The organism is Pseudophaeobacter arcticus DSM 23566 (assembly GCF_000473205.1).
In the GTDB taxonomy this organism is placed as follows: Bacteria; Pseudomonadota; Alphaproteobacteria; order Rhodobacterales; family Rhodobacteraceae; genus Pseudophaeobacter; species Pseudophaeobacter arcticus.
In genome coordinates, this window is record NZ_KI421507.1 from 3,134,030 (window position 1) to 3,151,711 (window position 17,682).

General features: G+C 61.5%; 21 protein-coding genes. 10 read left to right on the top strand and 11 right to left on the bottom strand.

Annotated elements, in window-relative coordinates; translation table 11 throughout:
- Position 1: 1 nt before the first annotated feature.
- The 3 genes from ARCT_RS0119425 to plsY are packed head-to-tail and all read left to right on the top strand — an operon-like array spanning position 2 to position 2,309.
- Positions 2-397, top strand: coding sequence for a hypothetical protein (locus ARCT_RS0119425; protein WP_027241572.1), 396 nt, complete (start codon positions 2-4; stop codon positions 395-397).
- Positions 394-1,704 (top strand): dihydroorotase, encoded by a 1,311-nt coding sequence (gene pyrC / locus ARCT_RS0119430; RefSeq protein ID WP_027241573.1) that lies wholly within the window; start codon positions 394-396, stop codon positions 1,702-1,704. The genes ARCT_RS0119425 and pyrC overlap by 4 nt, the downstream gene beginning before the upstream one ends.
- Positions 1,704-2,309, top strand: coding sequence for a glycerol-3-phosphate 1-O-acyltransferase PlsY (gene plsY / locus ARCT_RS0119435; protein ID WP_027241574.1), 606 nt, complete (start codon positions 1,704-1,706; stop codon positions 2,307-2,309). The genes pyrC and plsY overlap by 1 nt, the downstream gene beginning before the upstream one ends.
- Positions 2,310-2,363: 54 nt before the next feature.
- On the opposite strand, the gene lfb1 is transcribed toward plsY, so the two are convergent.
- Entirely contained in the window at positions 2,364-2,714 is a 351-nt protein-coding gene (gene lfb1 / locus ARCT_RS0119440) for an LIC10280 family protein (RefSeq protein WP_027241575.1), read from the bottom strand.
- A gap of 272 nt (positions 2,715-2,986) precedes the next feature.
- Here lfb1 and ARCT_RS0119445 point away from each other — a divergent pair, with 272 nt between their 5' ends.
- Positions 2,987-3,460, top strand: coding sequence for a YHS domain-containing (seleno)protein (locus ARCT_RS0119445; RefSeq protein WP_027241576.1), 474 nt, complete (start codon positions 2,987-2,989; stop codon positions 3,458-3,460).
- Positions 3,461-3,545: 85 nt separating this feature from the next.
- Here the strand turns inward: ARCT_RS0119445 and ARCT_RS0119450 are convergent, their stop codons facing one another.
- Complete coding sequence (locus tag ARCT_RS0119450; protein ID WP_027241577.1) at positions 3,546-3,803, bottom strand: hypothetical protein; 258 nt, start codon at positions 3,801-3,803, stop codon at positions 3,546-3,548.
- Positions 3,804-3,930: 127 nt separating this feature from the next.
- Between ARCT_RS0119450 and ARCT_RS0119455 the strand changes: the two genes are divergently transcribed.
- Genes ARCT_RS0119455 through ARCT_RS0119465 form a run of 3 tightly spaced genes read left to right on the top strand, consistent with a single transcriptional unit; the run spans position 3,931 to position 5,332 of the window.
- Complete coding sequence (locus ARCT_RS0119455) at positions 3,931-4,467, top strand: GbsR/MarR family transcriptional regulator (RefSeq protein WP_027241578.1); 537 nt, start codon at positions 3,931-3,933, stop codon at positions 4,465-4,467.
- 36 nt (positions 4,468-4,503) lie between these two features.
- A complete protein-coding gene (locus tag ARCT_RS0119460; RefSeq protein WP_027241579.1) occupies positions 4,504-4,941 on the top strand; it encodes a hypothetical protein in 438 nt (145 codons plus the stop codon).
- A 19-nt stretch (positions 4,942-4,960) separates the two neighbouring features.
- Entirely contained in the window at positions 4,961-5,332 is a 372-nt protein-coding gene (locus ARCT_RS0119465; protein WP_027241580.1) for a hypothetical protein, read from the top strand.
- Positions 5,333-5,396: 64 nt separating this feature from the next.
- On the opposite strand, the gene ARCT_RS0119470 is transcribed toward ARCT_RS0119465, so the two are convergent.
- The 4 genes from ARCT_RS0119470 to ARCT_RS0119485 form a co-directional block, all read right to left on the bottom strand.
- Positions 5,397-6,767, bottom strand: a complete 1,371-nt coding sequence (locus ARCT_RS0119470) for a glutamate--cysteine ligase (protein ID WP_027241581.1) — start codon at positions 6,765-6,767, stop codon at positions 5,397-5,399.
- 69 nt (positions 6,768-6,836) lie between these two features.
- The gene (locus ARCT_RS0119475) at positions 6,837-7,364 is read right to left on the bottom strand and encodes a hypothetical protein (RefSeq protein WP_027241582.1); all 528 of its coding nucleotides are present in this window, start codon (positions 7,362-7,364) and stop codon (positions 6,837-6,839) included.
- Positions 7,361-8,260, bottom strand: coding sequence for a GNAT family N-acetyltransferase (locus tag ARCT_RS26545; RefSeq protein WP_051360891.1), 900 nt, complete (start codon positions 8,258-8,260; stop codon positions 7,361-7,363). Before ARCT_RS26545 ends, ARCT_RS0119475 begins: the two co-directional genes overlap by 4 nt.
- A gap of 2 nt (positions 8,261-8,262) precedes the next feature.
- Positions 8,263-8,988 carry a 16S rRNA (uracil(1498)-N(3))-methyltransferase gene (locus ARCT_RS0119485; RefSeq protein ID WP_027241583.1) on the bottom strand — a complete coding sequence of 242 codons (726 nt, stop codon included), beginning with the start codon at positions 8,986-8,988 and terminating at the stop codon, positions 8,263-8,265.
- 12 nt (positions 8,989-9,000) lie between these two features.
- On the opposite strand from ARCT_RS0119485, the gene ubiA reads away from it, so the two are divergent.
- The 3 genes from ubiA to ARCT_RS0119500 are packed head-to-tail and all read left to right on the top strand — an operon-like array spanning position 9,001 to position 12,263.
- Positions 9,001-9,963, top strand: coding sequence for a 4-hydroxybenzoate octaprenyltransferase (gene ubiA, locus ARCT_RS0119490; RefSeq protein WP_027241584.1), 963 nt, complete (start codon positions 9,001-9,003; stop codon positions 9,961-9,963).
- A 60-nt stretch (positions 9,964-10,023) separates the two neighbouring features.
- A complete protein-coding gene (locus ARCT_RS0119495) occupies positions 10,024-11,949 on the top strand; it encodes an OmpA family protein (protein WP_027241585.1) in 1,926 nt (641 codons plus the stop codon).
- Positions 11,946-12,263, top strand: coding sequence for a hypothetical protein (locus ARCT_RS0119500; RefSeq protein ID WP_009809708.1), 318 nt, complete (start codon positions 11,946-11,948; stop codon positions 12,261-12,263). Before ARCT_RS0119495 ends, ARCT_RS0119500 begins: the two co-directional genes overlap by 4 nt.
- Positions 12,264-12,833: 570 nt before the next feature.
- Here ARCT_RS0119500 and ARCT_RS0119505 read toward each other — a convergent pair.
- The 5 genes from ARCT_RS0119505 to ARCT_RS0119525 form a co-directional block, all read right to left on the bottom strand.
- Complete coding sequence (locus ARCT_RS0119505) at positions 12,834-13,280, bottom strand: molybdenum cofactor biosynthesis protein MoaE (RefSeq protein WP_027241586.1); 447 nt, start codon at positions 13,278-13,280, stop codon at positions 12,834-12,836.
- A gap of 4 nt (positions 13,281-13,284) precedes the next feature.
- On the bottom strand, positions 13,285-13,530 hold the full coding sequence (gene moaD / locus ARCT_RS0119510; RefSeq protein WP_027241587.1) for a molybdopterin converting factor subunit 1: 246 nt from the start codon (positions 13,528-13,530) through the stop codon (positions 13,285-13,287).
- Positions 13,530-14,201: a CDP-diacylglycerol--glycerol-3-phosphate 3-phosphatidyltransferase gene (gene pgsA, locus ARCT_RS0119515; protein WP_027241588.1), complete on the bottom strand. Its 672-nt coding sequence runs from the start codon at positions 14,199-14,201 to the stop codon at positions 13,530-13,532. Before pgsA ends, moaD begins: the two co-directional genes overlap by 1 nt.
- Positions 14,202-14,642: 441 nt before the next feature.
- A complete protein-coding gene (gene uvrC / locus ARCT_RS0119520) occupies positions 14,643-16,574 on the bottom strand; it encodes an excinuclease ABC subunit UvrC (protein WP_027241589.1) in 1,932 nt (643 codons plus the stop codon).
- Positions 16,575-16,875: 301 nt separating this feature from the next.
- A complete protein-coding gene (locus tag ARCT_RS0119525; RefSeq protein WP_276202250.1) occupies positions 16,876-17,682 on the bottom strand; it encodes an SDR family oxidoreductase in 807 nt (268 codons plus the stop codon).

Consider the following 17,682-nt stretch of genomic DNA (forward strand, 5'->3'; position numbering starts at 1 on the left):
CATGACCGTGACCGAATTCAACCCCAACCGCAGCGCCTATGTCACCGCCCATGCCTGGATGGCGGTGGTTGCCATGGTGGCCGGGATGGTGATCCTCTGGGCCGTTGGCAATCCCTATGTCTGGACCGGAGCCATCGGCGGGCTTGGCGCCATCTGCCTGCGGGGCTGGTATATGATGAGCGAAGAGATGGAAGTGGTCTGGCGCATTTCTGACGGGGTGCTGACTGGCCCTGCCGAACGCCGGGTGCCGCTAGATCAGATCGAGAAGGTCAAGACCATGGGCTCCTATGTGCAGGTGATCACCAAGGGCGGCGACAAGCACCTGATCAAATATCAATCGTCGCCCAGCACCACCGTCGCTGCCCTAAATCACGCCATCGAAAGGCCCGTTGCATGACCCTTCTCTTTATCAATGCCCGCCTGATTGACCCCGAAGCCGGCACCGATAGTCTGGGGGCTTTGCTGGTTCAGGACGGAACGATTGCCGAAGTGCTGCCTGCGGGTACGGAGCCCGGGCAACTGTTTCGTGCGCGAAACATTGAGGCCAGCAGTGTCGAAATCATCGACTGCGCAGGCAAATGCCTTGCCCCCGGCATTGTCGATATCGGCGTCAAGGTCTGCGAGCCGGGCGAGCGCCACAAGGAAAGCTACAAGACCGCTGGCCTAGCGGCGGCGGCTGGCGGTGTGACCACCATTGTCACCCGTCCCGATACCGCCCCCGCCATCGACAGCCCGGAAACCCTGGAATTTGTCACCCGTCGCGCCCAGGCGGATGCCCCGGTGCATGTGCTGCCCATGGCGGCACTGACCAAGGGGCGCGAAGGGCGCGAGATGACCGAAATTGGCTTTCTGATGGATGCCGGTGCGGTGGCCTTTTCCGACTGCGACCATGTGGTCAGCAACACCAAGGTGTTTTCGCGCGCGCTGACCTATGCGCGCTCTTGCGGGGCGCTGGTGATAGCCCATCCGCAGGAACCGCTGCTGAGCGCCGGGGCTGCCGCGACATCGGGCAAGTTTGCAGCCCTGCGCGGCCTGCCTGCGGTGTCGCCGATGGCGGAACGGATGGGGCTGGATCGCGACATTGCGCTGCTGGAAATGACCGGGGCCAAATATCACGCCGATCAGATCACCACCGCCCGCGCCCTGCCGGCGCTGGAACGGGCCAAGGCAAACGGGCTGGACATCACCGCCGGCACCTCGATCCACCATCTGACCCTGAACGAGCTGGACGTGGCGGACTATCGCACCTTCTTCAAGGTGAAGCCGCCCCTGCGCAGCGAAGACGACCGGCTGGCGGTGGCCGAGGCGGTGCGCAGCGGGCTGATCGACACGATCTCCTCGATGCACACGCCGCAGGATGAAGAAAGCAAACGCCTGCCCTTTGAGGAAGCCGCCGCCGGTGCGGTGGCGCTGGAAACCCTGCTGCCGGCGGCGATGCGGCTGTATCACGCTGAGCTGTTGGACCTGCCAACACTGTTTCGCGCCATGTCGCTCAATCCGGCCAAACGGCTGGGGCTGGCCTCGGGGCGGCTCAGCGCCGGGGCGCCCGCCGATCTGGTGCTGTTTGATCCCGACATGCCCTTTGTGATGGATCGCTTCCAGCTGAAGTCAAAATCGCAAAATACGCCCTATGACGGACAGCGCATGCAGGGCAGAGTGCTGGCAACCTATGTCACCGGTACGCCGGTATACCGGAGAGACTGATGCCCCTGATTGAAAGTGCCGCCGCCATCCTGATGCTCTGGGCCGTGATTGGCTATTTGCTGGGCTCGATCCCCTTTGGTCTGGTTTTGACCAGGGCAATGGGGCTGGGAAACCTGCGCGAGATAGGCTCGGGCAATATTGGCACCACCAACGTGCTGCGCACCGGCAGCAAAGCCGCCGCGGCAGCGACGCTGATCCTGGATGGCGGCAAGGGCGCGGCGGCGGTGCTTCTGGCGCGTTTTCTGGCAGGCGAAGACGCGGCGCAGCTGGCCGGACTCGCGGCCTTTCTCGGCCATTGCTTTCCGGTCTGGTTGAGGTTCAGGGGCGGCAAGGGGGTTGCCACCTTCCTGGGCTTGATGCTGGCGCTGGCCTGGCCCGTCGGGATCGCCTGTTGCCTGACCTGGATTGCAACAGCCGCCGTCAGCCGGATTTCATCGCTGAGCGCCCTGGTCGCCGCCCTGGCGGCGCCGCTCTGGGCCTATCTGATGAATGCCCCCGCCAGCATTGCCCTGGCCATCCTGCTGGCGGCCATCGTGTTCTGGCGCCACGGCGCCAATATAAGCCGCCTCCTGACTGGAACCGAGCCGCGCATTGGTCAAAAGTAGCAATGCCGCCCTGCAGTGCCGCCCCGTTGGCGGGGAAACGCTGCGGGCGCGCTGTTAGGGAATGAGCCGCTCCAGGCCTTTGCCATTGGCCCAGGTGCCATGCAGCTCTCCGCTGGGCATGCGCACATAGACAACCGGATATTGGTCGCCCCAATTGACCCAGATCACATCACCATTGCGGGTGCCGCTGCCAGAATAGCTTTGACTGCCGACCTGCCAGTTGACCAAAATCACCCCCTTGTTGTCGCGGATCTGTACCGTGCCGCTATAGCTGCTGCCATCCGGGTTGCGCCCCTCTGCCCGGTAGAGCCCGGCGACGCTTTGAGCCATGGCACCGCTGGCGGCGAATAATGTGGATGCCATGAGACCGGCAACCATCAGCCGACGTGAGCAAAAAAGCTTCATTGGGAATTCCTCCTGTGCACTGACCCTACTGTGCCGCGCCCCGATCAATATGTCAGCAAAATTGGCACCTCTTCACATTGTGATGGCCCAGGTCTGCGCATTACCGCACAGTAATTCTGAGCAGATGCGCAATCAAAAACAGTTTGATTGAACGTGATCGCCCCCCTCTCCACATCGGTTCCGTGACAGCCAGCGAGGCTCTCACTCAAATCGCAAATGTGCCGGTTGGCTCCTAGGGCTGCCACAAACCGGACAGGAAAAGGAACGATCCGATGACCCCATTTAAATCCCTGCTGAGCGGCGTCGCACTTTCGGTTGCAATGGCAACCTCGGCATTGGCCGCAGGCGTTGAGCTCAACGCATCCTCCACCGGTCTTGCCATGCAGGGCTATGACCCCGTCGCCTATTTCACCGACGGCGCCCCCGCCAAGGGCAGCTATAAAATCACCACTGTTTTTAATGACGCGACCTACCGCTTTGCCTCGGAAGAGCACAAAGCGCAGTTTGAGGCCAACCCCGAAGCATATCTGCCCGCCTATGGCGGCTACTGCGCCTTTGGCACCGCCATGGGCTTTAAGTTCGACGGCGACCCAACCTACTGGAAGATCGTCGACAACACACTGTACCTGAACCTGTCCAAGGACATTCAGGAACGTTGGGAAGGCAATATCCCGGGCTTTGTTGAAGACGCCAACGGCCACTGGGAAAACATCGCCGACGTAGAGCCAGCAGCGCTGCAGCAGTAAGCCAGGCACAGGATTTTACTGTACTGGTATGACTATGGAACCGGCGGGGCCAACAGGCCACGCCGGTTTTTGCTTTGGGGTCGACCTAGCGTTTAGCCAGCTCTTCGATGGCCTCTGCGGTGCGCTTGGTGTTGTGATAGACGCCGAGGAACAGATACATCATGCCGCCCATCAATATGGCGTAGATGGACCCAGCAACAAACACTGCCAGAGCAGGCAACAGACCCCCGTTTGGAGCGGGCGCCACAAAGGCCGCTGCCGTGCCGGCCAAAACCCCGAGGCACAGCAGGACCACAACAACACCCACCAGCTTGTCAAAAAGACCAATAAACAGATCGCGCATTTCAAACTCCCTGATTGTAAATGCCCTCAACTGTGCAAGCCTGGCCCCCTGTAAGCAAGGAAAAAGACTTGACGCAACTTGGATCTTCATTTAATTCTGTCATTACAGAAATTACAGGATCAACAAAATGAACCTCACCCCCGCCATGCAGAACTTTATCCTCCACTGGGGAGAGATGGGCTCCAAATGGGGGGTCAACCGCTCGGTGGCGCAGATCCATGCGCTGCTGCATATCTCCCCCGAGGCCATGACGGCGGATGACATTTGCGAGACGCTGAATCTGGCACGCTCCAATGTCTCCAACGGGCTGAAAGAGCTGCAATCCCAGGGGCTGGTCAAGGCTTCGCGGCAATTGGGCGACCGGCGCGATCACTTCACCTCGATCCGCGACATGTTTGATCTGGTTGATGCAGTGATCAAGGCCCGGCGCGAGCGCGAATTTGCCCCCACCCTGCGGGCGCTGGACGCGGTGATGCAAGAGGCCGAAACGGACAAGACCCCCGCAGTGGTCAAGGACCGCATGGGCGAGACCCTGCGGGTGATGCAGATGTTTGACGACTGGTATGTCGATTTTGCCCGCCTGCCCCGATCCGTACATCTGGCAGTGCTGAAACTCGGCGCCAAGCTGGTGCGCTTCCTGCCTGGTGGTAAACCCAAGGACTAAATCAGGCGCAAAAAAATTTACCCGGAGATTTCACAAATGACAGAAATAACTGCAAACTCATACATTTTATTCCCCAGGGCAACAGCCCCCACACAGCTGGTGGACCCGGTCGCCTTTGCCCTTGCCATAGTTGGCGGCCCGCTGGTTGTGGCAACGATTGGCGCACCTCTGTTTGCCATCCCCGTCATGGCAGTGGTGTTTGGCGGCCCGCTCTATCTGCTCATTGGCATTCCGGTGCTGCTGGTCGACATGCGCCGCAACACAGTAACCTCAGGCAGATGGGCCTGGCTGGCCTTCACCAGCTTTGTTTTACTCTGTCTGCCGATGTTGCTCCTGGCCGCCCTAACCGACACAAACCAAAGCATTCCCGGCTTTTTCCTCATATTCGGCAGCGTCTTCGCGCCTATTTGGGGCGCGGTCAGTGGCTATATCTATGGCAGATTTGAACGCGATTTCTACAAACAAACCATCTGACTTTGAAAGGACCTTACCCATGCTTTTTCACATCAGTCTCTACATCGGCCTCGGCCTTGTCATGGTCACCGCAATGGCGCTCATGATCCTGAAGATCGGAAAATTACTTGCGGATTGCCCCGCCTCCGGTCGCGCCGCCAGGGCGGCGGCGGTTACTATTGCCACCGGCTATGGGATGATCGGAATTGGCGGCGTCGCCTTGGTAGGCTCCACCATTCCGCTTCTGGATATGGGGGCCATTGGTGTTCTGCCAGCCCTTGGCTTTGCGGCACTCTGCCTCGGCCTTGGCTTTGGTCATGCGGTGGCAACCCTGCGGGCCGTCGTCCGCGAAGCCCTGCCCCCGCCACACGCGGCCCCCACCACACCCGATCCACTGGCAAGCGCCGCCTAAGACAAACAGCAGCAAGAAAAAGGGGCGTCTCAGCGGCGCCCCCTTTTTGTCGCTTGGTCTCTATTTAGTAGCTGTAGTCAGCGTAGATCCGGGTCAGATCGCCATTCCAGTCACCGTGATAGCGCTCCAACAGCTCATCCGCCGGCACCTTGCCACTGTCCAGGCTGTCTTTCAGCGCGTTGAGGAAATGGGTCTCATCGGGCACCAAGCCACCAGCACCGGGACGGGCGCGGTTTTTCAGGCCCGAATCGGAAATCGCCACCACTTCGCGGGCCAGATCATGCATCTTGATGCCGTTCACCTCGGCTTGCAGCGCATCGCGGGAGGCCGCCACCCGCAGCCCTTCGCGGGTCTCGGCGTCCCAGCCCTTGACCAGATCCCAGGCCGCATCCAGCGCGCTTTGGTCATAGGTCAGGCCCACCCAGAAGGCCGGCAGTGCACAAAGACGCCGCCAGGGGCCTCCGTCGGCGCCGCGCATCTCCATGTATTTCTTGATCCGTGCCTCGGGGAAGGCGGTGGTCAAATGATCCGCCCAATCCGACAGGGTGGGGATTTCACCGGGCAGGGCTGGCAGTTTGCCCTGCAGGAAATCGCGGAAGGACATGCCCAGCGCATTGATGTATTCGCCGTCGCGGTAGACAAAATACATCGGCACATCCAGCGCATATTGCACGTAGGCTTCAAAGCCAAAACCTTCGTCAAAGACAAAGGGCAACATGCCGGTGCGGCTGTCATCCAGATGCCGCCAGATCTTGCTGCGCCAGCTCTTATGACCGTTGGGTTTGCCCTCAAAGAAGGGGGAATTGGCAAACAGTGCGGTGGCCACCGGCTGCAGCGCCAGGGCGACGCGCAGTTTCTGCACCATGTCTGCCTCGGAGCCAAAGTCGATATTGACCTGCACCGTGGTGGTACGGCGCATCATGTCGCGCCCCATGGTGCCGACCTTGGCCATGTAATCATTCATCAGGCGATAGCGGCCCTTGGGCATCAGGGGCATTTCGTCATGGGACCAGATCGGTGCCGCGCCCAGACCGATAAAACCGACGCCAATCTTGTCGGAGATATCCTTGACCTCGCGCAGGTGGGTGTTCACCTCGTCGCAGGTCTCGTGGATGGTTTCCAGCGGAGCGCCGGACAGTTCCAGTGCGCCGCCCGGCTCCAGGCTGACATTGGCGCCGTCTTTTTCCAACCCGATCAGATTGCCGCCTTCGGTGACCGGCGCCCAGCCATAGCTGTCGCGCAGCCCCTGCAGCACCGCCACAATCGAGCGCTCCCCCTCAAAGGGCAGCGGCTTTAGCGTGTCTTTGCAATAGCCGAACTTCTCGTGCTCGGTGCCGATGCGCCAGGCATCACGTGGCTTGCAGCCACTGGCCAGATACTCAGCCAGATCTTCGTGGCGCTCAATGGGTCCGCCGCCGGACTGGGGAATGGACATGCCGGGCACTCCGTCCTGTTGGGTTAGATTGGTTTGGGAAATCAGTGGTGAGCGGAATCGCTACCGGTGTCAATGCAGCCTGTGCAGGGGCGGGCGGCTTGGGCTGCGCTCCCAGATCACGACCTGGTGAGCCCCCTGGCGCCGCAGCTCGCTCAGCATGCGTTCTGTCTTGAGCCCCGGCAGCGCGGCAAAGACGTCAAACAGCGCCTCGTGGCCTGCGGCATTGACCGGGATCGCCAAGGCGGGCTGGCCGTCTTGCTCCAAGAGCCAATGCGGCGGCCTGGCGGTGTGATCCAACCGCAGGCACTGCAGCTCAGAGGCCGCCACTGCGCCACCGGTGAGCGGACCAAAATAGGCAATCTGCCCCTCGTCCACCTGCACCACACCGGGACCACCAGCGCCAAGGCGAAAGCGCAACCGCTGGGCGCCAATGACAGCAATGACCAGCCCCACCAGCACCAGCGCCCAGCCCGTGGCCGCCGTCACCCCATAAGAGGTAAAGGCCCATTTCAATCCCACCAACAGCATCAGCGTGGCGACAATCAATTCGCGCCAGCGCCACAGCGCCACCCGGGCCTCGGGACGAATGAAATTCATGATAGCTCTCCCAGTTGGGTCTCTCCCAATGTGATGCCTGGATCAAAATTTACAATCCGGTAGCTGCCGATGCGGGCAAATCCGATGGCTTCATAGGCGCGGGCGGCGGCGGTATTGGCCGCAAACAGGATTGCCTCTGTGACCCCCCGGCCCCGCGCCTCGGCCAGATGCAGCGCAACCGCGCGTCGGGCATACCCCCGTCCGCGCAAATCTGGCGGCGTATAGACCCCGCCCACCTGCACGATGGCAGGTAAGGCGGCGTTGAAATTGGTCATTGCCACCGCCAGGCCATCCTGTTCCAGCACCCGCAACCGATCCGCCGCCATCAGCTCTTGCAGGCTGACCCGCGCCCGCGCCCGGTTCTCGGCGCTGTCGCGCGCGCCCAGGGTTTCCACCTCGGACGCCATGCGCCACTGGATCAATTGGGGCAGATCCTGTGCCAGCGCCGGGCGCAGCCGGCCCGCTCCACTGGGAATAGTAAGAGCGCTGAGCGCCAGATGATAATGCGGCTCCACCTCATCCATCGCGGCGCGGTGGCAGGGCAAATCCAAAGCCGCAACCAAATGGGCCACCTGATCCACCGCGCCATTGAGCCCCAGCAGCGGCCGCCCAAACAAGGCCTCGCGCAGCGCAGGATAGTCTGCCTGGGTCAGCGCCGGGGCCTCAAACACCACATAGCCCGCAGCAGCATAGCCAATCACCCCGGTGATCTGACCGGCCTCTTCGCCAAGCCAAAGCGTCATGGATTTGCGGTGATCCGCGCCAGCCCTGGGCGCTGTCTGCGCCGACGTCAGCCCCTGATCGCGCAGGTTGCCGGACAGAAACATCGAGGTTGCCACCCTTGGGGCCAGAAAATCCTGAACAGCGGCAAGATCCGCCTGGGTGGCGCGGCGCATTGCTACCAATCCCCCAGAGCTTGCTGCCACAGGGTCATGGCGGCAACGGCAGCGGTATCTGCGCGCAGAATACGCGGGCCAAGGCTGACCACATGGGACTGCGCCATGGCGTGCAGGCGCTTGCGTTCTTTTTCGGAAAAGCCGCCTTCGGGGCCAATGAGAATGGCCCAGGGCGCGTCTTTGTGGTCCTGCGCCGCCAATTGCAGCGCATTGCCCACCTCGGCCTCGTCGCAGAACATCAGCTGGCGCTCGGCGGGCCAGTGATCCAGCAGCTGCGAGAGTTTTTGCAACTCACCAACCTCTGGCACATAGGTGCCGCCACATTGCTCGGCGGCCTCAACGGCATGGGCCTGCAGACGGTCCTGCCGGATGCGCTCGGAATTGGTGTATTCCGTTCCCACCGGCAGGATCCGGGCCGCGCCCATCTCGGCGGCCTTTTCCACGATAAAATCGGTGCGCGCCTTTTTGATCGGGGCAAAGATCAGCCACAGATCCGGCGGCATCTGCAGAGGTTTGCTTTGGTCCACACAGGTCAGCACGCCGCCGCGTTTGCCCGCCTCGGTCACTTCGGCTTGCCATTCGCCATCACGGCCATTGAACAGCGCCACAGCGCCGCCCAGACGCTGCCGCATCACCCCAAAGAGGTAATGCGCCTGCTCCTTGGTCAGAGGAATGGATTGCCCTGCACCCAAAGGGTGCTCTACATACAGTCTGATTTTTGCACTCATGAGGCCCTACATATGCAAGGTGACGCGCCAAAACCAGATGGTCAGGTCGCAGATGCGGTCAAAGACAACTGGGTTGACCAATATGCACCAGCCTGGAGCCGTCCCTATCTGCGACTCAGCCGCGCGGATCGCCCGATTGGCACCTGGCTCTTGCTGATCCCCTGCTGGTGGGGGCTGGCCCTGGCGATCCTGTGGGATGGTGCGCCGCGTTGGGAGGATGCCTGGATCGCCCTGGCCTGCGCTATCGGCGCCTGGCTGATGCGCGGTGCGGGATGCACCTGGAACGACATCTCTGATCGCAATTTTGACGGCGCGGTTGAACGCACCCGCTCGCGGCCAATTCCCTCGGGGCAGGTGACGGTCAAAGGCGCGGTGGTCTGGATGGTGGCGCAGGCGCTGATCTCCTTTGGCATCCTGCTGACCTTTAACCCGATGGCGGTCTCAATGGGGATCCTGGCGCTGTTTCCGGTGGCGATCTATCCCTTTGCCAAGCGGTTTACCTGGTGGCCACAGGTGTTTTTGGGACTGGCCTTCAACTGGGGCGCGCTCTGGGCCTGGACCGCCCACACCGGTGCCCTGCACTGGCCTGCGGTGTTCCTGTATTTTGCCGGCATCAGCTGGACGCTGTTCTACGATACCATCTATGCCCATCAAGACACCGAGGATGACGCGCTGATCGGGGTGAAATCCACCGCCCGGCTGTTTGGCACCGACACCCCTGCCTGGCTGCGCCGCTTTATCGTTGGCACGGTCAGCCTGATGGCCTTTGCCATTATTCTGGCCCTGGATCTCAATAATAATTTCTGGGCGTTGGGACTGGCCCTGGTCGGCCCCTGGGCCATGGGATGGCATATGACCTGGCAATTGCGGATCTTTGACGCCGAGAACAATCAGCGTCTGTTGCAGCTGTTCCGGCTTAACCGAGATACCGGCTTGATTCCGCTTATATTCTTCATTCTAGCGACCTTCCTCTGATTGAAACGCCGGGCGCGGCCCTATACACAAGACGCAGTTTTCCCAAGGAATTGCAGTTTTATGCGCCTGTCTTCGCTTTTGATCCCCACCCTGACCTTTGCTGCCGCCGCCGGCATCAGCCTGGTTTCGGCCAGTTTTGCAGTGACGGCGGTGGAGCAAAACAGCGAAACCGCCCTGCGTCGCGCGCTGGACGAAGGTGGCCTGGGCTGGGCTGAAGTGACCTCTGATGGGCTGAAAGTAACCCTGCAGGGGGTTGCCCCGGATGAGGCCACCCGTTTTGCCGCGCTGTCTCTGGCCGGTGGGGTGGTTGATGCCACGCGGGTGATTGATGAAATGTCTGTGCCCCCCTCCAAGGGCATTGCCGCACCCCGGTTTTCCGCAGAGATCCTGCGCAATCACAGCGGCATCTCTATTATCGGCTTGATCCCAACCACCACCTCGCGCGCCGATCTGGTGAACCAGCTGAACGGCATGGATCAGGCTGGGCAGGTTGCCGACCTTCTGGAAACCGCGCAATACCCGGCGCCAAAGGGCTGGTCGGCTGCGCTGCGCTATGCCATCTCGGCGCTGGAGCTTTTGCCACGCGCCAAGATCTCGGTGGATGCGGAAACCATCAAGATCACCGCCATGGCAAAATCTGATGCCGCCAAAGAAAAATTGCAGGCCCAGCTGACCCGCATGGCGCCGCCCGAACTTCATTTGGTGCTTGATATTACCGCCGCCCGCCCGGTGATCAGCCCCTTTACCCTGCGCTTCCTGATTGGCGAAGGTGGTGCGCGCTTTGATGCCTGTTCTGCCGAAAGCGCCGAAAGCCGTGCGGCGATCCTCAGCGCCGCCCGGGCTGCCGGGCTTGAGGGGCAGGTAGATTGCGTTATTGGCATGGGGGTCCCCTCGCCGAACTGGTCGCGGGCCAGCGCGCTGAGCATTGCCAGCCTCGCGGCCCTGGGTCAGGGCACCGTCACCATCGCCAATGCCGATATCACCCTGGTTGCCGCCGAGACCACTGCGCCTGATCTGTTTGACAAGGTTGTGGGAGAGCTGGAAAACGCCCTGCCGGAGGTGTTCTCGCTGCATGCGGTTCTGCCGATGCCTGCCAGCGACGGTACTGTTGGCCCACCGGAGTTCACCGCCACGCTCAGCCCTGAGGGGCAGGTTCAGTTGCGCGGCCGAATCAACGATGCGATATCGCGCGATATCGCCAGCAGCTACGCCAAGGCGCGGTTTGGCTCGGATCAGGTTCATACGGCCACCCGCGTGGTTGCGGATCTGCCCGCCGACTGGCCGGTGCGGGTTTTGGCCGGTTTGGAAGCCCTGTCACATCTTGCCCGCGGCTCGGTCACGGTGACACCGGACAACCTGCAACTGCGCGGCATGAGCCATCAGGAAGACACCCTGGCTGAGATTTCAGGCTTCCTCGCCGCCAAGCTCGGCGAGGCAGAGAGCTACGAGCTGGCCGTAACCTATGAGGAACCGCCTGCTTCCAAAGACCAGCCGCTGAGCACGGAACTCTGTGCCGCCCAGCTGACCGGGGCGCAGGCCAGCAGCGGCAAGATCGGTTTTGAGCCCGGCTCGGCAACAGTGGCAGCGGGCAGCAGTGTGGTGCTGGATCACATCGCCACCATTTTGGAAAAATGCGGACCAATCCGGTTGGAAATTCAAGGCCACACCGACAGTCAGGGCCGCGAGGGCATGAACCAGACGCTCAGCCAGTCGCGGGCGCAGTCGATCCTGAATGAGCTGCGCGCCCGCCGCATTCGCACCTCGGCCTTTATCGCCACCGGCTATGGCGAAAGCCAGCCCATTGCCTCGAATGACAGCGAGGAAGGCCGGGAAGCCAACCGCAGGATCGAATTCCGCCTGATCCTGCCCGAAACCAGCTCCGCGGAAGATACCACCACCCTCGAAGAGGCCGCCGAAGCGATGCAGGATGCAGTGGCTGGCACGGCTGACCCAGATAGCAACGAACAGGAGACCACAGGACAATGAACAGAGCAGAGTTCATCCTCACCACCGCCATCATCCTGTTTGCGGCCTTTGCCATGGGCTGGTTTGCCAACTGGCTGGTGCATCGGTTTACCCGTGTGCGCCAAAGCGACGTGGCCGATCTCGACCGCATGAGCCAGGAGCTGCACGAAGCCGAAGAAACCCGCGATCAGGCCATCACCTACCTGCAGCAACGCGAGGCCGAGCTGAGCAATCAACTGACCCAGACCGAGGCGGAGCTCAGCGCCGCCATGGACGGATTGCGCGATGCCCGCCGCGAGGCAGAAGAGCTGCGCAGCTACCTGCAACAGGACTGAAAGCGCCCCCCCTCCGAGGATGGCCCCCACCCTATGCTCCGGTCAGCCCACCGGTCAGCCTGCCGTTTGGGTGTCAGCCCTGCCAAAATCACCTTCCTGGCAAAGCGCGCAAAACTCAGACCAGCTCCCGGACAGGCCGCAAGGTGGACGGGCCGCAAAAGACGGGGTCTCAAAAGAGGGGGGGAGCTCCCGCGCCCTCAGAGTGGCAGAGCCACTCTGAAAGGCCTTGGGCCCAGCGCCTCGCTCACGCGAGGCGCGCCACCGCACCCCTCTTGGGCTCGCGCTACACAGGCCGGTACGCGCCACGCTGGCCCGCCCTCCCGATACAGGCAGACCCGTTCTCCCAAAAGGCCAGTTTCCCTGGTTGAACCCAGTTCCCTCGGTTGAACCCAATTCCCCCGGTTGAACACTGTGCGTCGCCTGCCGGCCAGACGCAACCGCACCGCGCGCAGCGCGGTGCCCGGCCCAACTGAGCAGGTACATTCTTTGAATGTGCCGCAACAGGCGGGAGCCCCCCCTGTTGCTGGACCTGACGCTTTGTTGTTTTACGACACTGGCTGCGCCGCTCAGCTACCAGCGTTCTAGCGCGGCCTCGTCATCTGCCTTGGCAGCCACCCAATCCGCCTTGCCATCTGCCAGGATCTCCTTCTTCCAGAAGGGTGCCCGCGATTTCAGATAATCCATCAGGTATTCAGCCGCCTCAAAGGCATGTTTACGATGGCGCGAGGCCGTGGCGACCATCATGATCCGCTCGCCCGGCACCAGGCGGCCGTAGCGGTGGATCACCAGCACATCCGCCAGCGACCAGCGTGTCGTGGCTTCGGCGGCAATCGTCTCCAGCGCCTTTTGAGTCATGGCCGGGTAGTGCTCAATCTCCATGGCCACAAGGCCACCCGCATCCGCATCGCGCACCACACCGGTAAAGGTGACAATCGCACCCGCTCCACCAACCCCGGCGGCAAAGGCATCACTTTGCGCTCCGAGTTCAAAACTCTCTTGCTGCACCCAAACCTGCATGCCCCTAACCCCCGGTCATTGGCGGAAAGAAGGCCACTTCGCGCACGCCCTCAAGGGGGGCCGCAAAATCCGCAAGCTCCTGATCCAGCGCCACCCGCAGGGCGGAGAGATCGGCAAAGGCAGCGCCGTAGCGTTCTTCGCGCGCTGAGAGCTCGGCCACCAGGTCTGCAACCGTGGCAGCGCCGGTCTCGACCCGCTCGCGCGGCACGCCGATACGTTCCCGCACCCAGGCAAAATAGACAACATCCATCAGTTGCTCTCCTTCAGATGTGGCAGCGCCTTGCGCATGTAATCCGCACCGGTGATCAAGGTCAGCGCCGCCGCAACCCACAACAGCCACAGTCCGATCCGCCCGGTCCAGAACATGCCGTCCAGCTTCCAGCGCAGCCCATGCAGGTCTTCAATCTGCCCCGACAGGATCTCAGTCACCAGCGCTTCATCCATGCCAAGGGAGGACATCACCAGATAGTGTTCAAAAACCCCTTGGGAAAACAGGGTGGCAATCGCCACCATCTGGGCTGTGGTCTTCCACTTGGCCAGTTGGGTCACCTTCAAAGTCCCCGCGGTGGCGCCCAGGAACTCGCGCAGACCCGAGACAAAGACCTCGCGAAATAGGATCACCGTGGCAGGCAGCACCAGCCAGGGCGTCCAGTGTTCATCAGCATAGCCCACCAGAATCATCAGCGCCACCACCACCATGGCCTTATCCGCAATGGGATCCAGCATCGCCCCCATCTTGGTTTCCTGCCCCCAGGCGCGCGCCAGGTAGCCATCGAACCAATCGGTGATGGCGGCACCCACAAAGAGGACCAGCGCAAACCAATCCGCCAGCGGGCGTGAAAAATATAGAAACATAACGGCGAGACCCGGCGCGGCCAGCAGGCGCACCACAGTCAGGATATTGGGCAGGGTCCATTTCATGCAGCGGACCCTACAATGCGTCCTCGAAACATAAAAGATGCAAGCCGCATTTTGCACAGCGAAAACTCTTTGCGCGCCGAGGCCCCTGTCGCGTTTGATCCGGACCGGACCGCAAGCGCCAGGTCAGGTCGCCTACAGGTCGACAGCAGGGCGACAGCTAGAGCATCCGCCGGGACAACAAAGGCAGGGGGGCTGTGTGGCGGCAAGCGCTGCCCCCCGCGAGACGGCAGCCCCAAAGCGGTTTGGATCAAGCTGCCAGGGGGGAAACAGACCGGCGATGCAGCAGCCTCATAGGTGAATGCCAAGACACTGTGCCAAGGCAGCGTGCCAAGACGCTATGCAATGTCTGCTTTTGGCTATCCCGCTACGTACAGCCCGCAGGGAAAGTCATGCACTGGGGCAGCCGCGTTGCAATGGGGGAGAGGATGCCAACAGAGCGTCCTAGCCCTGCGCGTGAAAAAAATCATAAATGGTTTCTGCCAGGGCGTTTGAAATGCCATCCACCGCCTTCAGGTCCAGCAGATCGGCGCGGCTGACCGCCTTGGCGCTGCCAAAATGCTTCAGCAAGGCCCGCTTGCGCCCCGCCCCGACGCCGGGCACCTCGTCCAGCGGGGTTGCCCCCACCGCCTTGGCCCGTTTGGCCCGGTGGGTGCCGATGGCAAAGCGGTGCGCCTCGTCGCGCATCCGCTGGACAAAATACAGCACCGGATCATTGCGCTGCAGCGCAAAGGCATTTTCGCCCAGCCGGTGGAATTCTTCCTTGCCATGGTCGCGGTCGACACCCTTGGCGACCCCCACCATGGGAATATCCTCGACGCCATGTTCGGCCATGATTTCCGCCACCGCCGAGACCTGCCCGGCGCCACCGTCGATCAGCAGCAAATCCGGCCAATGCCCCTTGGAGCGGTCGGGGTCTTCTTTCTTCAACCGTGAAAAGCGCCGGTTCAGCACCTCTTTCATCATGCCAAAGTCATCGCCGGGCACCAGATCATCGCCGCGAATATTGAACTTGCGATAGGCGTTTTTCATAAAGCCCTCGGGGCCGGCTACGATCATGCCGCCCACCGCATTGGTGCCCTGGATATGCGAGTTGTCATAGACCTCGATCCGTTGCGGCGGACCCTTGAGGCCAAAGGCCTCTGCCAGGCCTTTTAACAGTTTAATCTGGGTGGCGCTTTCGGCCATGCGCCGCGCCAGGCTTTCACGGGCATTGCGCACGGCACCCGCCACCAGTTCGGTCTTCTCACCGCGCAGAGGCACCAGGATCTCGACCCTGCGCTCTGCCTTGCCGCTCAGCGCCTCTTCCATCAGGTCGGTGTTTTCGATCGAATCCGACAGGATCAGCTGTTTGGGGGGTTCCTTGTTGTCGTAGAACTGGCCAAGGAAGGCCTCCATCACCTCGGCGGGGTTCATATCTGCGTCCACGCGGGGATAGAAATCCTGATTGCCCCAGTTCTGATTGGCGCGGATAAAGAACACCTGCACACAGGCCTGACCGCCCTCCATATGCAAGCCGATGATATCGGCCTCGGCAACGCCGCGCGGGTTGATCCCCTGGCTGGACTGCACCTGGGTCAGCGCCTTGATACGGTCACGCAGGGCAGCGGCGCGTTCAAACTCCATCGCCTCGGAAGCCTTCATCATCTCCGCCGCCAGTTCTTCCTGGATTTTGGTGGAGCGCCCGGCCAGGAACCGTTCGGCATCGCGCACCGCCAGGCTGTATTCCTCTTGCGAAATTTCGCCGGTACAGGGCGCCGAACAGCGCTTGATCTGATACTGCAGGCAGGGCCGCGTGCGGCTTTCAAACATGGCATTGGAACAATCCCGCAGCAAAAACGCCTTTTGCAGCTGGTTCAACGTCCGGTTCACCGCACCAGCCCCGGCAAAGGGGCCAAAATAGCTGCCCTTTTGCTTGCGCGCGCCGCGATGCTTTTTGAGCTGCGCAAAGGGGTGATCCTTGGCCACCAGAATACTGGGGAAGCTTTTGTCATCGCGCAGCAGCACGTTGTATTTGGGTTTCAGCTGCTTGATCAGATTCTGCTCCAGCAGCAGCGCCTCGGTCTCGGTCCGGGTGGTGAGGAACATCATCCGCGTGGTCAGCGCGATCATCCGCTCGATCCGGGGAGAATTGCCCGGGCGGGTATAGTTCGACACCCGCGCCTTGAGATTGCGCGCCTTGCCCACATAGAGCACCCGGCTTTCGCTATCGAGCATCCGGTAAACCCCCGGCGAGGCATCCAGGGTTTTGACATAGTCCTGAATCACGGCATAGCCCCTGCGCGGCGCCTCCCCCTCAGAGGGCGCGACATTCTGCTGGTCCGGGCTCTGTTCTACGGGCCTGTCCTGAGTCTGTTCTGGCGTCTGTTCTGTCATGTCCCAGTGATATGATTCCCAGCGCCCGGCTGCAATGACTCACCTCCGTGTTCAAGCCCTGAACAAATCCACCGCCCCTGTGGATAAGCCTGAAGATATCTTTGGGCTATCCCCGCTTTTCCCTTATTTTCCGCGGGAAATTCACTTTTGCTTAATTTTTAGGCCAATCAGTAACTCGTTGAAAGTAAAGAAAACATTTTTCAACGCCTGTCAAGTTTCTGAAAACAAAGACTCTTTTGTAACGGATCTGTGACTATAGCACCAAAGGTGCACAACTTTCCCTTAGGGAATTTTTCGGGGATCAGCTGCGGCAGAAATTCTCGGGCTCGGTCCAGCCCAGGTGTTCGCCGCTATCGACGCAGATCAACTGGCCCGTCACCGCCCGCGCGGTCAAAAGATAGCCGAGTGCGGCGGTAATATCGGCGGGGTCCACGCCACGTTGCAAAATGGTCGCTGCCCGCTGTCTGGCAAAGGCCTCACCGCTTTGGTGGGCATTGGCCAGGGTTGGCCCCGGCCCAATTGCATTGACGCGGATCTTTGGGGCCAGCGCCTGTGCGGCGGTCTGTGTCAGGGTCCAGAGCGCTGATTTTGCCAGGGTGTAGCTCATGAAATCTGGCGTAAGGTTGCGCACCCGTTGGTCAATCATATTGACCACCAACCCCCAGGCCTGCGGCTCTCCCGCCGCATCTGCTGACACTGCAACTGACTGCGCCGCCATCGCCTGGGTCAGCAGGAAAGGCGCGCGCAGATTGCTGTCAAAGGCGCGATCCCAACTGGTGGTGCTGGCAGTGTCCAGCTGATCCGGTTCAAAAATCGACGCATTGTTCACCAGGCAGGTGATGGCGCCGCCCAGCGCTGAAGCCGCCTGCGGCAGCAGATCACGGCCAGCCTGCTGGCATAACAGATCCGCCTGCAGCGTTATTGCCTGACGCCCCAGGGCGCGGATCTGCTGGGCCACCTCTTTTGCTGCGTCAGCGGACTGGTCGTAATGCACCGCGACATCATAGCCCTCGGCCGCCAGTTTGAGCGCCATGGCCCGGCCAAGCCGCTTGCCCGCCCCTGTTACCAATGCTCGCATCTCTTGCTCCCTCTCACTGCTGCAGGGCAG

What these genes read in the sequence shown, in the direction of transcription:
- pgsA (WP_027241588.1), bottom strand. Translation starts at nt 14,201, where the DNA reads ATGAAATGGACCCTGCCCAATATCCTGACTGTGGTGCGCCTGCTGGCC.
- ARCT_RS0119460 (WP_027241579.1), top strand. Translation starts at nt 4,504, where the DNA reads ATGACAGAAATAACTGCAAACTCATACATTTTATTCCCCAGGGCAACA.
- ARCT_RS0119505 (WP_027241586.1), bottom strand. Translation starts at nt 13,280, where the DNA reads ATGCAGGTTTGGGTGCAGCAAGAGAGTTTTGAACTCGGAGCGCAAAGT.
- uvrC (WP_027241589.1), bottom strand. Translation starts at nt 16,574, where the DNA reads ATGACAGAACAGACGCCAGAACAGACTCAGGACAGGCCCGTAGAACAG.
- plsY (WP_027241574.1), top strand. Translation starts at nt 1,704, where the DNA reads ATGCCCCTGATTGAAAGTGCCGCCGCCATCCTGATGCTCTGGGCCGTG.
- ARCT_RS0119455 (WP_027241578.1), top strand. Translation starts at nt 3,931, where the DNA reads ATGAACCTCACCCCCGCCATGCAGAACTTTATCCTCCACTGGGGAGAG.
- lfb1 (WP_027241575.1), bottom strand. Translation starts at nt 2,714, where the DNA reads ATGAAGCTTTTTTGCTCACGTCGGCTGATGGTTGCCGGTCTCATGGCA.
- pyrC (WP_027241573.1), top strand. Translation starts at nt 394, where the DNA reads ATGACCCTTCTCTTTATCAATGCCCGCCTGATTGACCCCGAAGCCGGC.
- ARCT_RS0119495 (WP_027241585.1), top strand. Translation starts at nt 10,024, where the DNA reads ATGCGCCTGTCTTCGCTTTTGATCCCCACCCTGACCTTTGCTGCCGCC.
- ARCT_RS0119465 (WP_027241580.1), top strand. Translation starts at nt 4,961, where the DNA reads ATGCTTTTTCACATCAGTCTCTACATCGGCCTCGGCCTTGTCATGGTC.
- ARCT_RS0119445 (WP_027241576.1), top strand. Translation starts at nt 2,987, where the DNA reads ATGACCCCATTTAAATCCCTGCTGAGCGGCGTCGCACTTTCGGTTGCA.
- ARCT_RS0119470 (WP_027241581.1), bottom strand. Translation starts at nt 6,767, where the DNA reads ATGTCCATTCCCCAGTCCGGCGGCGGACCCATTGAGCGCCACGAAGAT.
- ARCT_RS0119450 (WP_027241577.1), bottom strand. Translation starts at nt 3,803, where the DNA reads ATGCGCGATCTGTTTATTGGTCTTTTTGACAAGCTGGTGGGTGTTGTT.
- ARCT_RS26545 (WP_051360891.1), bottom strand. Translation starts at nt 8,260, where the DNA reads ATGCGCCGCGCCACCCAGGCGGATCTTGCCGCTGTTCAGGATTTTCTG.
- ARCT_RS0119485 (WP_027241583.1), bottom strand. Translation starts at nt 8,988, where the DNA reads ATGAGTGCAAAAATCAGACTGTATGTAGAGCACCCTTTGGGTGCAGGG.
- ARCT_RS0119425 (WP_027241572.1), top strand. Translation starts at nt 2, where the DNA reads ATGACCGTGACCGAATTCAACCCCAACCGCAGCGCCTATGTCACCGCC.
- ubiA (WP_027241584.1), top strand. Translation starts at nt 9,001, where the DNA reads ATGCAAGGTGACGCGCCAAAACCAGATGGTCAGGTCGCAGATGCGGTC.
- ARCT_RS0119500 (WP_009809708.1), top strand. Translation starts at nt 11,946, where the DNA reads ATGAACAGAGCAGAGTTCATCCTCACCACCGCCATCATCCTGTTTGCG.
- ARCT_RS0119475 (WP_027241582.1), bottom strand. Translation starts at nt 7,364, where the DNA reads ATGAATTTCATTCGTCCCGAGGCCCGGGTGGCGCTGTGGCGCTGGCGC.
- moaD (WP_027241587.1), bottom strand. Translation starts at nt 13,530, where the DNA reads ATGGATGTTGTCTATTTTGCCTGGGTGCGGGAACGTATCGGCGTGCCG.